The sequence below is a fragment of the Providencia sp. PROV208 genome (assembly GCF_028479465.1).
Taxonomy (GTDB): Bacteria; Pseudomonadota; Gammaproteobacteria; order Enterobacterales; family Enterobacteriaceae; genus Providencia; species Providencia alcalifaciens.
Map to the genome: position 1 here is coordinate 1 of NZ_JAMPNS010000018.1, position 12,691 is coordinate 12,691.

General features: G+C 40.5%; 10 protein-coding genes and 4 pseudogenes. 4 read left to right on the top strand and 10 right to left on the bottom strand.

Going from position 1 to position 12,691, the window contains the following annotated elements:
- Window positions 1-1,039 precede the first annotated feature (1,039 nt).
- Both PR766_RS14515 and PR766_RS14520 read right to left on the bottom strand, forming a co-directional pair.
- On the bottom strand, window positions 1,040-2,062 hold the full coding sequence (locus tag PR766_RS14515; protein WP_036954454.1) for a ParB family protein: 1,023 nt from the start codon (window positions 2,060-2,062) through the stop codon (window positions 1,040-1,042).
- Window positions 2,063-2,067: 5 nt separating this feature from the next.
- Window positions 2,068-3,312 (bottom strand): ParA family protein, encoded by a 1,245-nt coding sequence (locus PR766_RS14520; RefSeq protein ID WP_036954451.1) that lies wholly within the window; start codon window positions 3,310-3,312, stop codon window positions 2,068-2,070.
- A 242-nt stretch (window positions 3,313-3,554) separates the two neighbouring features.
- Here PR766_RS14520 and PR766_RS14525 point away from each other — a divergent pair, with 242 nt between their 5' ends.
- Window positions 3,555-3,782 (top strand): hypothetical protein, encoded by a 228-nt coding sequence (locus PR766_RS14525; RefSeq protein ID WP_154635826.1) that lies wholly within the window; start codon window positions 3,555-3,557, stop codon window positions 3,780-3,782.
- An 890-nt stretch (window positions 3,783-4,672) separates the two neighbouring features.
- Here the strand turns inward: PR766_RS14525 and PR766_RS14535 are convergent.
- The 4 genes and pseudogenes from PR766_RS14535 to PR766_RS14550 form a co-directional block, all read right to left on the bottom strand.
- Window positions 4,673-5,221, bottom strand: coding sequence for a toxin (locus PR766_RS14535; protein WP_036954448.1), 549 nt, complete (start codon window positions 5,219-5,221; stop codon window positions 4,673-4,675).
- A 14-nt stretch (window positions 5,222-5,235) separates the two neighbouring features.
- Complete coding sequence (locus PR766_RS14540; RefSeq protein WP_080675667.1) at window positions 5,236-6,045, bottom strand: cytolethal distending toxin nuclease subunit CdtB; 810 nt, start codon at window positions 6,043-6,045, stop codon at window positions 5,236-5,238.
- A gap of 20 nt (window positions 6,046-6,065) precedes the next feature.
- Complete coding sequence (locus PR766_RS14545) at window positions 6,066-6,815, bottom strand: cytolethal distending toxin subunit A/C (RefSeq protein WP_036954445.1); 750 nt, start codon at window positions 6,813-6,815, stop codon at window positions 6,066-6,068.
- A 180-nt stretch (window positions 6,816-6,995) separates the two neighbouring features.
- Window positions 6,996-7,142: pseudogene (locus PR766_RS14550) on the bottom strand (transposase); the annotation flags it as partial.
- Between the two features lie 50 nt (window positions 7,143-7,192).
- Here PR766_RS14550 and PR766_RS14555 point away from each other — a divergent pair.
- A pseudogene (locus PR766_RS14555) lies at window positions 7,193-8,223 on the top strand (RNA-guided endonuclease InsQ/TnpB family protein); the annotation flags it as partial.
- Here PR766_RS14555 and PR766_RS14560 read toward each other — a convergent pair.
- Window positions 8,210-8,901 (bottom strand): annotated as a pseudogene (locus PR766_RS14560) (transposase); the annotation flags it as partial. The pseudogenes PR766_RS14555 and PR766_RS14560 sit on opposite strands and share 14 nt — an antisense overlap.
- Before the next feature lie 172 nt (window positions 8,902-9,073).
- Here PR766_RS14560 and PR766_RS14565 point away from each other — a divergent pair.
- Window positions 9,074-10,302 (top strand): IS3 family transposase gene (locus PR766_RS14565; protein ID WP_154635825.1). Its coding sequence is split into 2 segments (ribosomal slippage): window positions 9,074-9,389 and window positions 9,389-10,302, totalling 1,230 coding nucleotides; the frame shifts between segments, so codons are not numbered across the junction.
- Between the two features lie 41 nt (window positions 10,303-10,343).
- On the opposite strand, the pseudogene PR766_RS14570 reads toward PR766_RS14565, so the two are convergent.
- The 3 genes and pseudogenes from PR766_RS14570 to ccdA all read right to left on the bottom strand — a co-directional run.
- Window positions 10,344-10,906: pseudogene (locus tag PR766_RS14570) on the bottom strand (transposase); the annotation flags it as partial.
- A 443-nt stretch (window positions 10,907-11,349) separates the two neighbouring features.
- Window positions 11,350-11,655 (bottom strand): type II toxin-antitoxin system toxin CcdB, encoded by a 306-nt coding sequence (gene ccdB, locus PR766_RS14575; protein WP_036954433.1) that lies wholly within the window; start codon window positions 11,653-11,655, stop codon window positions 11,350-11,352.
- Between the two features lies 1 nt (window position 11,656).
- Window positions 11,657-11,875, bottom strand: a complete 219-nt coding sequence (gene ccdA / locus PR766_RS14580; RefSeq protein WP_036954430.1) for a type II toxin-antitoxin system antitoxin CcdA — start codon at window positions 11,873-11,875, stop codon at window positions 11,657-11,659.
- Between the two features lie 197 nt (window positions 11,876-12,072).
- Between ccdA and PR766_RS14585 the strand changes: the two genes are divergently transcribed.
- The gene (locus PR766_RS14585; protein WP_036954428.1) at window positions 12,073-12,666 is read left to right on the top strand and encodes a recombinase family protein; all 594 of its coding nucleotides are present in this window, start codon (window positions 12,073-12,075) and stop codon (window positions 12,664-12,666) included.
- Window positions 12,667-12,691: the final 25 nt, after the last annotated feature.

A 12,691-nucleotide genomic window follows, 5' to 3' on the forward strand; every position in this document is an offset into this window, starting at 1 on the left:
AGTAGAATTCGGTAATGACGAGGATGATGGTCTCCCCGGGGCTTGTGTATTAACATTTCGTACCGAGAGTAATAAGAGAGAAATCCTCTGTGTAGGTGTAGTTGTATTTTGAGCTCTGTTTAAATTAACAGAGTTACTCCGGAGAGAGCTTATTAAAGAGCTACATAATTGTGGAATTTTCATATTTAAAAAACCTATATAAATAAATTGTCACCTATTATCTTATTTTTGTTTTCTTTTTTCTTTCAAGAAACGTTCATGTACCCATTCGGGGTGATATATAACTTTATATATCAACTAAAGTTTGGTTTTTATTAAAAGGAAATTATGTGTTTCTTTACTCTCCGTGTGATTGAGAGAATGTGTAATATTCTATTTTAGTATTAATGTATAACTAGTATGGGATACACATTGTTATCAAGATTTTTGTGTTTTGATTAGTATGTGAGAGAGTGATCTTTTATTTTTTAAATTTCATTTTTCTTTTTCAGAAAATAAATGAAGTTTAAGTAAAAATATACAAGATTTTCAAAATCATTACCTTAGATTGCTACTTTTTGACAATTTTAGGAGTTAAAACTAGATCATTCATAGCATGAAAATGAGATGAAGAAATGGTTATTTGCAAAACTATTAGAGTTCAATTTTTGGTGTGTAGTTTAACTATGCGAGGGGGTAACAGTATTTATTATTCGATTCATCGATAAAACCGAGTGCGATTCTAGAATGTGTCATACGGTTACACCGTATTGATAAGTTATCACTAGCCAGCTTGACTATAATACCTAATATCCTCTACTTGAATGCAAAGTTTAATTGCGTGTTGGATAAAGTAAATACTTTGTAGTTTTTGACGAACAAGGGGGGTGTTTTATTACGGGAAAATGAAAATAAAATCATAATGCATTGTTTATATTGGTTTAATTTTCTTAGTTGTTTTGGCGAAATACGGTTGGTTTCGATATGCTATTTTGCGGCATGTTACCTCTGTAAAGGAACGCCTCGCCATTTACGGCAAGACGTAGCCACATTATTCTGTTTATTCTTTACTTTTTTCTTGAACCATTTTAGACAGCTTTAGCTTTATCAAGCGTTCAAGCTCTTGAATAACGGTTTGATTAAGCCTATTAAATTCAAAACGCACTTTTCTACCGTTTCCACTGTAGCTAATACGGGCATATTGATCCTTATTATTGAATTCGACAATATCAGAGGTTTTCCATGCTGATGTGGGTTTAGTTTTGTCTGTCATCAACTCTAAAATAGTTGATAAATCGTCTAATATATTTTTTTGTGTTTCCTGGATATTGTCGATTACTAAGCCTTTACGATTATCTTTAACCTCTTTGCATAGTGCTGCTAAATCTATGCCCTCTTTATTTGCATTACTTTGGAGTTTAGAAAGACGGGCATAGAATGTATTGGGAATTCCTTCGCAGTCAGGAAATAAATTAATTAGACGCACATCAATTAATGCTGCCTGAATGCGTTTACGAACTGACTCAGTACTTATACCAATATATTGGGCTAGTTGTTCATTAGTTGTGAAGTTATTATCCTCCATTAGCTTTTGATACTGTATACCTACCTCGCGGTAAGATAGCTTTCGAGAACTCTGCGCAGCACTAATGATAGAGAAAATATCTTCATTGGATATGTCGTTTGGTAAAACCCATAATGGCAGATCGGTAGATAATTTTATGCAGCAATAGCGACGCCGACTTCCTTCAATTAAGTGGTAAATACCATCCTTTCTGACAGCAATACCTTCAGTATCCACTCCCCGTTGTTTTATTTGTTCCAGAATATCGCCCATGGAGTTCTCATCCAATGCTTCCTGGTTACGTGGATTAAGAGAATGAACAACAGTTTGTTCAGAGATTTTATCCCCTGCGACTATGATGTGTTCAGCATCAACTTTACGCCCGTCTTTCAGTGTAAAGGCTCTTTTGGGGATATTTTCCCCTTTTAAAGAGGGGAGTCCATTTCTCTGCTCAAAACGTGTTTTTTTCGAATTTCCTAAATACATATCTTTGTTTGTATCTCTTTCTACATCAGCCATGTGGATTACTCACTTTTTGCAGAGAAACTTTTGATTTCATTTATAAATTGTTGATATACTGAATTTACTGACATTTCAGCTATATCGAATTGTTTTGCAGGACATAAATCCTCTGATTTTTTGATATCTAAGATTGTCCTGCCCCTTTCCGCTGCTGCAACAAAAGCCTCTGAATGTTTTATATTAGTTGTCATGAATTTGTCTTGTACGGTACGTACAAGCTTGTTTAATGTTCGAACTTCATGCTGGCTTCTGTCATCGACATTAACAGCTAGTACCTTCATCCATTTGATATTTTCTCCCCTAGATGGCAGCTGCTGTAAACGTGCACCAATCGTTAGCATATAATTTGTTGTGGAAGCAAAGTCATATTCACGCGGCGTTATTGGCACTAGTAGTGCATCAGCAGCTTCATTTGTTGACCATATGATTGGCGAGTCTTGTGGGGGGGTGTCGATAAAGATAAGATCATAATGCTCTTTTAGAACAGGAACGACAATATCTCTAAAACGAGTGAGAAGCTTATTTCGTTCATCTTTGCTTAAACGCCAGTATAGGTCAGTGAATCTATCATCTGTGGGAAATGCTGTAATAACATCCATATTCGGAAGATGTGTACTGAATGGAATATTGGCGATGATATCTGCCTCAGAATAACCTGCGGCTATATATTGAGAATAATCACCATCAGGTTCGTATTCAGCCAGCAAAACATCCGTAATTGTCAGATAAATATCGTCATCATTAGTCGCTCGGATAAGATTATTTCCGAGTGATCCTTGAGGGTCTAAGTCTACGATGCAGCAGCGGGCGTTTAGGTGTAGATCTAATGCTGCCGCTGTTGCAATTGTTGCTGTAGTTGTACTTTTGCCTGTTCCACCTTTATGGTTTTCTATGACGATGACTCTTGGCTTATACATATCTGAGTAACGATGAGCACCCAGTTCTTCCATGATCACTTGAACGTCGAATCGAGTATAAAGATGGTTTTTATTTTGAAAAATAGGTTCGCCAATGATTTTTTTAGCCTGCATTTCAGTCACAATCTTTGAGAATGTATTGCGGGATTTTCCAAAAAAATCAGCCAAAGCTGTTTTGTTTAAACAGTGGTTATATATAAGCCGGTCCAGACCATCTACTTGTTCATCAGTAACTTTAATCGTATTTACTTCAGCGATCGATTCTTTTAGTGAAATTTGTTCAGCTTTCATCCGCTGACCAATTATTAGTATTTGATCTAAAATTGACATTGTTTACCCCGTGTTTGTTTTTTTATATTATTAATGTGAATTGAGCATATAACAAGTGAGTTTTTTGTTTTAATGCGCAAAATAAAGTTTTACGCTTGGTTATTTGCCTGTGATATCTTGGCGAACAAGGGGGTTGTTTTTATGGGGAATAGGAAATTTTTTGAAAGGTCTGTAATAGCAAGGGATATGGTATAACTTTTTTGATATCCTCCACCCCCTAAAGGAAGTCGATTCTTACAAGGTTGAGACTTCAGTCTGATTCGCCTCGATGGTTTCCTGCTTCTACAGGCTGCTCCCTCCCTCCACAGGCAAGTACGGCATGTCCTATTGCTAAGATGTTACATGTCCAAATTATTTGCTTACGTTCTCTTGGTCATAAAGTGGTGGATTACGAGTTAGTTCGCCAATCGATGTGTGTGTTTGCTGAACGCGCTGCAGAAAAACTGCGTGAAGAAAAACAGTATTATTGATTAGTGACATTGTGGGGGGCAGAGTAGCCTTTTTCTCATCATAAGCCGCCTATTATTGGCAAGAACTCCAAGCACTCATTTATCCCTCACAAGATACGCAGAATATTATTTAGGTGCAGTCACTTTGTTTGACCGACTTTGGCTTCTGAATGTGAAATACAGTAAAAGTGGCATATTGCTCAGTGAATTTTCCCCTTCAGGGTAACTGAATTTATTTGAGAGTGGCTATATGTGGTGAACTGATTCAGACGATTGACCAGATTAATCGAGGTAAAGGCTCTATCTGGTTTGCAGGTTAGGGTATTCAAGCTCATAATAATAAGAAAATAATTAACTTTATTTCGTACTTAAAAGAGCCCTATAAGTATCATATTAAAGCGTATATACATGAGCCAAGATCAAATAATAACGAAAATAAAAGAGTGCTTGAGACCTAAAACTCTACACGGAAAAGAGAAAATTCGGGGGAAGAAAATCCCCGCTAGGAATCACCGTTCTTCGTAAGAAAGACTAGCCTAAACAACTGTATTCCCACTAGAGTTTATCGCGCATTAACAAAGAAAAACACAGTACCGTTAAACAAACGGCAATTCGCCCTATCAGGGCGTACTTAGTCATTTTCCTTGCCTCCTACTTCTTAGAAGGCAAAATCTTCATTGCTAAGTAAAGAGTCTTGTCTCGTTGGTTGAACTTAAAAAACAACTAACGGGGCTTTCTTTTTTCTAGCTCTCACTAAATGCTTTATCCCGAGAGGATAAAGCATCCACAGAAAGATCCCTGTAACTTATCTATTATCCAATGATCCGTAAAACTCTGTTATTTATTGAGGTTAGGATGTCAATACGATAATGCTTTTTATGTGCCCGGCGAAATGCCGGGCAATGATGAGGTTAAATAACGGGGGACTCAGTATTTAATGGATTCAACATCCACAAATGGCTCTGTGGTACAACTTCAAATGGTTTTTTTATGTCAGCAATACATTCCCCTGTTTCAAAACTTAGCCCGCTATTTTTACTATCTAAGAAACAACGTTCGGATAGAACACTTTTGATTTGTACCGCCCCTGTTGTTGACGGTATGAATGAAAACAGAGTTTTCTTATCTGTTGGATTACACGTCATTTTTAGCAGATTTCTTCCATCAGGAGTTCCTAAACATTGGTCTGTATTTGGTGTTCGAATCATTATCCACCCGCTTTGATCGGTAACAAGAGCTTCAGCGGGTGTTTTTACTGGTACTACTTCCCATCCAGTGGTTTCTTTGCCATGCAGATCTAAGCTGTTATGAAGCATCTGACCACTTTGAATATTGCGGAATGTAAATAGAGAATTATTTTCTTTTCCTAATTCTTCATCTATCAGATTATTGGCTGCTTCCTGTGATGAAGAACACCCTGCCATTAGTAGTACAGTAAAAATAATCGCTAATCTTTTCATTATGATAACCTCTCTTACCTTCTGAATACGCCAACAGGGTAATGATCTGAAGATATCTGAGTCCTTCTGGCTCCATACACAATTCCAGCTTGTAGCGGTAATGGTCTAAAGGCTACAGCGTTTCCTGCTACAGCATAATCTAATGTTCGTTGACTGGTTTGTGTTGCTGCTGCAGGGAAAATAATTTCAGATGCATTTCTTACAGGAACGGTAAGGTTCATCTCTAAATCATCCGGTTCACGGTTGAAATCACCAAGAATCATCCAGTTAAGAGCTTGGTGTAGTGGATCTCTGCTGTCGCGGAAGAAGTTATATACCTCTTCAACAAGAGCAGGTGCATCATTGTTTCGCGTAGCTATTGCATGTGCAGTGAAAAAAGCATCATTACCAATTCGTATACCAAGCAACGGTCGTCCTCCTTGCCTTACTGGGCTCAGAACAAACACTTCATCGGCTCGCCGATTGCTAATCAGAGCAAGATTAACCCTTCCTCCAAGGGCATCAACAGCAGAAAAATATATATATACTTGCTCTGGTCTACTATTTGTAGATAAGTTCCAGATAAGCTCTCGGATAGGAATTCCTGGGGAATGAATAACTCTCCCTGTATCTACAGCAGTTGATGGTGGGGAACCTGCCTCTTGTATAGCTAAAATGTCTACGGCATTTTCACCCGAAATTAATTGCCGGACATTTATATTCCATTTACTTTCAGTAGTCGCTGATGCTCCTTGAAGATTCCAAGTAGCAACACGAAAATCAGTTAAATCTGCTTGAGCGTAAAACGATAAAAACACTATCAGAGATATAATATATTTTATCATTGTTCTCCTCCAGTTGAATGCTAATCTAGTTCTATTAGCTGTGGTGGAAATGGGCGTATTTCTGGCTTAGCAATAGTGGCTAGAGCCGGTCTTAATGGTTCGCTTATTGACCACATAAATTTAAAGTTTTTCTCTCCACTTGAGGGGCAACGCTCCATTGTTAATGTTGTTGCGTATGGAGATGAGGGGGTTCTTCCTAAAAAATTTGCTCTGATGCATAAACCTGTAGATAAAGATTTTAACTGGTAATTACCATTGTGTGTTGCCATTGGCTGGAAATCGAAGCGTTGTGATCCAAATTGGCAAGGTGCAGTAGAAAGTTGCACTCCTCCTTTGAATCTCGGGAAGGTTGTCATACAAGTACCAACATCTGCATTACGAAACTGTATTGTATTTGGTCTGGTTCCTGTAATAATCTGCCAATTACGTAGTTCTCCGAATGAATTGGAATCGCTGATATAATACGCCCATAATGATGAACCAGCTCCGCGGCTCCACATTGTTAGAACTGAGCCATCCATATTCATTAAAGAGACGGCTGGGGCAGTACCAGGTACAGGGATAGGGATTGGCGCATTTGTGGAAAGTGCAGCCCCTGGTCCGGGCAATGGAAGTCCGGGCTCATCGGGAGACGGAATTGTTGGTCCTCCTTCTCGTTGAGGAGGGAAAACTTTGGGGTCAAGATGAGTTTTTTTTCCTGATGAGCAGCCATTTAATAAAATGGGTATCAATGCTCCAACTATAAAAATAGATGTGTGTTTATTATCCATTATTATGATCCTGTTTATGATGTTGACGAAACAAAATTTGGTAACTCGCATCATTTTATGGTCCAGACATAAACACTCCGCATTTTTATCCAACACGCTGTAAAGCCACGACTTTCCTGGGGGGGATAGCGTCGGGCTATATCTAGTCGGTCACGACGAGGCAGTCTGCTGAAGACGCTTTTTAAGGCTGTTGACCAGATTTGATATTGCCAGCTTTGGCGGGGAGTTGATCAACAAATGAACATGGTCTCTTTCTCCATCCATTTCAGCCTGTTCAACATCAAAATCAGTGCAAATGCTGGCAAAGTGGCTGAGTAGCTTTTCGATGGCATCCAAATCAAATATCTTTTGTCATAGATCAAAGTATAATGATAATCATGAAACGACTTCAAGCCTTCAAATTCTAATTAAGATCAAATGAGCAGCAGGAGCGCCCGTTTTGTTTTCAATCGGGCGTTAGCGGCTTCAAAAAGAGAATCACAAAGCAGGGAACAAATATATTCCCTACACAAAAATGGCTTCATGGCTCGTTGAATGGAAATCTGACACAGAGACACAATGGATAAAAGAAGCACTATCACAACCGCTTCAACAGTCACTTAAAGACCTTGAGCGAGCCTACAAAAATTTCTTTCAGAAACGCACGGTTTTCCCCTCGCTTCAAAAAACGCGGGCAAAATGACGCATTTCGTTACCCACTGGGAGTGAAGCTCGACCAAACTAATAGCCGTATATCCTTGCCAAAGTTTGGTTGGATACGTTACCACAACAGCCGTGAAGTCACTGGTGAAGTGTCAACTGTTTTAAAGCAAGCCTACACAAGCTGGCAAAGCTCCAGCGTCTGCACTCGCATATCGCCAACATACGCAAAGACTAACCAGGGGGGAGCTGGCAATGTGTCTGCAGGATACTGTCAGGGGCGGGATTATCGTCAGTTGAGTTATCCTATGCGCCGTAAAACCCCGTCCTTCAGGGCGGGGATATCACGCTTTCAGATGGCACGATATATCCGCCAGTCAACAGCTTCAACGGCAGCTAAGTCGCAAAGTTAAATTCAGCGCCAACTGGCAGAAACAGAAACGAAACATCCAGCATCTGCATTCACGCATGCCAACATTCGCCGCGACTACCTTCACAAAGTCACCACGACAATCAGCAAAAAACACGCGATGATCGTCATTGAGGGCTTGAAGGTCAGTAATATGTCGAAGTCGGCAAAAGGCACGGCAGATCAACACGGGCGGAACGTCAAAGCCAAATCAGGATTGAACCGTGCGATACTGGTCAGGGCTGGTATGAACTACGTCGCCAGCTTGAGTACAAGCAGCTTTGGCGTGGTGGTCAGGTGCTGGCAATCAACCCAGCCTACACAAGTCAAAAATGTGCCTGTTGTGGTCACCTACCCAAACTTGGTTTGGCTCAGTGACCGCAAATTGTCGCCTGAGATGATTCGGTATTTCAACGTGCTCTTGAGTTGATTTTGTATATCGATGCTTCCGTGTTTGGCAACTCACCAAGCCAAGTGATTTCATAATCTGAGTAGCACGATAGCGCGTTAAAGGAACCTGTTTTGTCTTCGATACAATATCAGCAATAGTACGAGCACCAGCAGAACCGTGACTGCTTTTATGAGCTTCTCGAACAAGGGCCCGAAGCCGAATTTGTTCCGTTGATGGTGTTTTTGCACGGTGACGCCAGCATTGATAGCTACTGCGATGAACACTGAACACGTTACATAGTTGTTTAATACTAAAGCGCCGGCTGAGTTTCTCGATCAGCGAGAATTGTTCAGAGAGTCGGACATCACCAGCGCTGTAGCCTTTTTTAAGATCTCATTATGCTCTTCAAGTTGCACGATTTTCTTTTTCAATTCACGGATTTCAACCTGCTCAGGCGTCATGGGTGACGCTTTCGGTGAAATGCCTTTGCGTTCTAGTTTGAGTTGCCGAACCCATTTGTCCATAGTTGATTTACCAACACCCATCGCGTTGGCAGCCTCGACCACAGAATAGTTTTGGTCAAGCTCCAGTTGGGTCGCTTCAAGTTTGAATTCAGCACTGAAAAGCCGCCTTATACGTTTTGCCATAATTGTCACCTATCTGTTTGTGAGGTGATGATATCCCCTCTGAGTTGGTGACCAAATTAACTATGCCACTACCCCCCAAAATAGACTGACCCCTTAGATCTCCAGACAGTTGGTATCACTTAAATTAGTGATAATCTTAATACTAGTTTTTAGACTAGTTCTTGGAGATAACATGATCGAGATATTAGGTCCTGAACGCAGAAAACGACATTCCCCACAAGAAAAAATGGCCATTGTTCAGCAAAGCTTTGAGTCAGGTATGAGTGTTTCCATAGTTGCTCGACAACATGGTGTCGCTGTAAGCCAGCTTTTCCTTTGTCGTAAACAGTATCAAGAAGGAAGCCTGACCGCGGTAACAGCAGGTGAACACGTTGTTCCTGCTTCTGAGCTCGCATCAGCAATAAAGCAAATTAAAGAGCTACAGCGGTTGCTCGGCAAAAAAACAATGGAAAATGAACTTCTTAAAGAAGCCGTCGAGTATGGCCGTGAAAAAAAGTGGATAGCGCTCGCGCCCTTATTACCCAAGGATGGAAAATAAGCTTAGTGAGCCGAACCTTATGTGTGTCACGAGCGCAGTTATACGTTCTAGCAAAACGAAAAAGTGATTGGAAAGATAAACGAGGCCGCCGCCCTCAAGATGATAGCGAGGCGCTTGCTCGTATACACAACGTAATTGATAAGCTCCCTACGTATGGCTATCGGCGTGTCTGGGCGATGTTACGTCGGCAATCTGAGCATGAAAATATCGCAATGATTAATGCCAAACGTGTTTACCGTATGATGAAGCAATCCGCATTATTGTTGGAGCGTAAACCAGCAATCCCGGTCTCGAAACGAGCTCATACAGGAAAAGTGGCGGTAAATGAAAGCAACCAACGTTGGTGTTCAGATGGTTTTGAGTTCCGATGTGATAATGGTGAAAAACTGCGCGTCACGTTCGCTTTAGACTGTTGTGATCGCGAAGCCCTGCATTGGGCGGCTAGCTCGGGAGGCTTCAACAGTGAAACCGTGCAAGATGTCATGATGGGCGCAGTGGAGCATCGCTTCGGTAACGGGTTACCGACAAAGTCAGTAGAGTGGTTGACCGATAATGGTTCAGCATATCGAGCCCATGAAACGCGGTGGTTCGCTAAACAAGTTGGATTATCCCCTAGACATACGGCGGTACGTAGTCCACAAAGTAACGGTATTGCAGAAAGCTTTGTAAAAATCATGAAGCGAGACTACATAAGTTTAATGCCAAAACCTAATGGATTAACGGCAGTAAAGAATCTAGCGGCAGCCTTCGAGCATTACAATGAATGGCATCCTCACAGTGCACTGGGTTATCGTTCTCCGCGAGAGTATCTGCGGCGTCGAACTCATAATGAAATAAGTGATAAAAAGTGTCTGGAAATATAGGGTCAAATACACAAAATAAAATTCCCCCTGAAACCACTGTATATTATATGCAAGTACACCATCAGTTTTGCTGCCAGCCAGCGCCCCATTTTTATACCATTATTGGCAGCCATTGACACAATACTGCGCACGCCGGCTGAACCATGACTGGTATTATGATATTCCAGCACCTGACTGCGCAGAGATAGTCGTTCAGCATCTGGTCCGGCAGGACGCTTCTGCTGATACTGGTAGCTGCTGCGGTGAACCCCGAACTCGCGACAAAGAACTGCCACGGGATAACGCGCTCTGAGTTTTCCTATTACCGAGAATTGTTCAGGGAGTCTGACATTAAGAGCTCGGTAGCCTTTTTTAGAATATCGTTTTCCATTTCAATACGTTATACTTTTTTCTTTAGCTCACGTATATCAATTTGCTCCGGCATGATGGGCGACGCTTTCGGTGTTTTGCCTGCCTGTTCATCCCGCAACTGCTTTACCCATCGGGTCATAGTGGAAAGCCCGACATTCATGGCGTTTGCCGCATCAGCAACGGTATAATTTTGGTCAACAACCAACTGAGCCGATTCCCGTTTAAATTCTGCACTGAAACTTCGTCTTCTCATCAGATCACCTGTAATGTTTTGAGGTGAGCATATCACTTCTGTTCAGGTGACCAAATTCATTAAACCACTTCAAAGACTCATTTAAAGGTGGTGGGATAGGTGCATATGTAGTTAATCGTAAACCTGTAAAACATCAATTAATTGGTGAGGGAAGTATAATATTTAACGTTATTACTAATAAACCTGCTAGCAAATCAACTTTCTCTGTACCAATAGGGAGGCTAAGGATTGATGCGGGAATAGTAGGAGAGCCTTCTAAGAGATGCTTATCTTGAGATTTTTTAGGCCTCATTTTTTCAATATTCCAATCGCATAGCTTTAGGTAAAGTGCATTTAGTGAACAGAGCTTTCGGTTTGTAATCCGCTTTGAGTAGAGAAAGGTTCCTCTTTATTATTTTATTAAACAGTGCCGAAAAATCTGGGATCCCGGCATAGAATTTCATTTAAACTCCCCAGAACATAAGATTAATGGCATTTTTTATGATATCTGCATCAGTGCAGATATCAGCAGTGACGTTCCCCATCATGGTTTCAGACACACTGGTTAGCTCGGTGGTCATTACACGGTAGTCATTACCATTAATGTTGACTACTGGAAATAAGGAATGGCTTACTTTTTCTGACAGGTTATGGGATTCAATTAACGGGATAACCATACGGCGGCCTGGTGTATCAACTATGTCGCTCTGTACATCAACTAACATTTTATAATGGCTTACTCGTTTATATTCATAAACAATGAATTGCATATCACCAGTTCCTGTTTTCATCTGCAAAGGAGCCATATTGCGCAATAAAATTTGCAACTTCCTGCATACCTTCGCGGTTATCAGCTTTCCACCGTTCACGCTTTAACTTATCAGCTTCTTTACGCATAGCATCATTGACGATGCCTGAAATATTTATGCCTGAAGCACTAAGAAGCTGATAATTTTCTTTGTCTACAGTAACACTGATTCTATGTTTCATAAGTATGCCCTCATAGTATGTATTTGCACTATATACTTATGGTGAAGTAAATAAAAGTAGAAAAGTAATCGTATTAAATTAATATACGAAAATGTTCGGTTTTGTACATGGGGGAATAATTGTGTCCGAAAATGAGATTAATTTATTTCGTACACATGCTATTATTCGGACATCTATTTCGGATGGATAATCACGTTATGTCACGAATTTTTGCTTATTGTCGGGTTTCGACGTTGGAACAAAATATAGAAAACCAAAAAAGGGAAATTGAATCGGCAGGTTTTAAGATAGAACCTTATCGAATTATTGAAGAGCATATTAGCGGATCTGTTGCTGCCAGTGACCGACCTGGATTTTCACGTCTGCTGGATAGAATGGAGTATGGTGATGTCCTGATTGTGACTAAGTTAGATCGCCTTGGTCGCAATGCAATTGATATTCGGAAAACTGTCGAAAAACTATCAGAGCTAAATATCAAAGTTCATTGTTTAGCGCTCGGAGGTGTAGATCTGACAAGTCCTGCGGGGAAAATGACGATGCAAGTGATTTCTGCCGTTGCTGAATTTGAACGAGATCTGTTGATTGAACGGACTCATGCTGGGATTGTAAGAGCAAAACGTGAGGGGAAACGTTTTGGTCGCCCCCCTACTCTCAATGATGAACAAAAAAAGGTTGTGATAGCGCGTATTCAGAGCGGTGTCAGTATTAGTGCTATTGCTCGTGAATTTAATACGACAAGACAAACAATATTGAGAGTTAAAGAAAAAACAACAATAAAAAACACGTATTGAAGCAAGGTACTTAAGAGGAATAAGT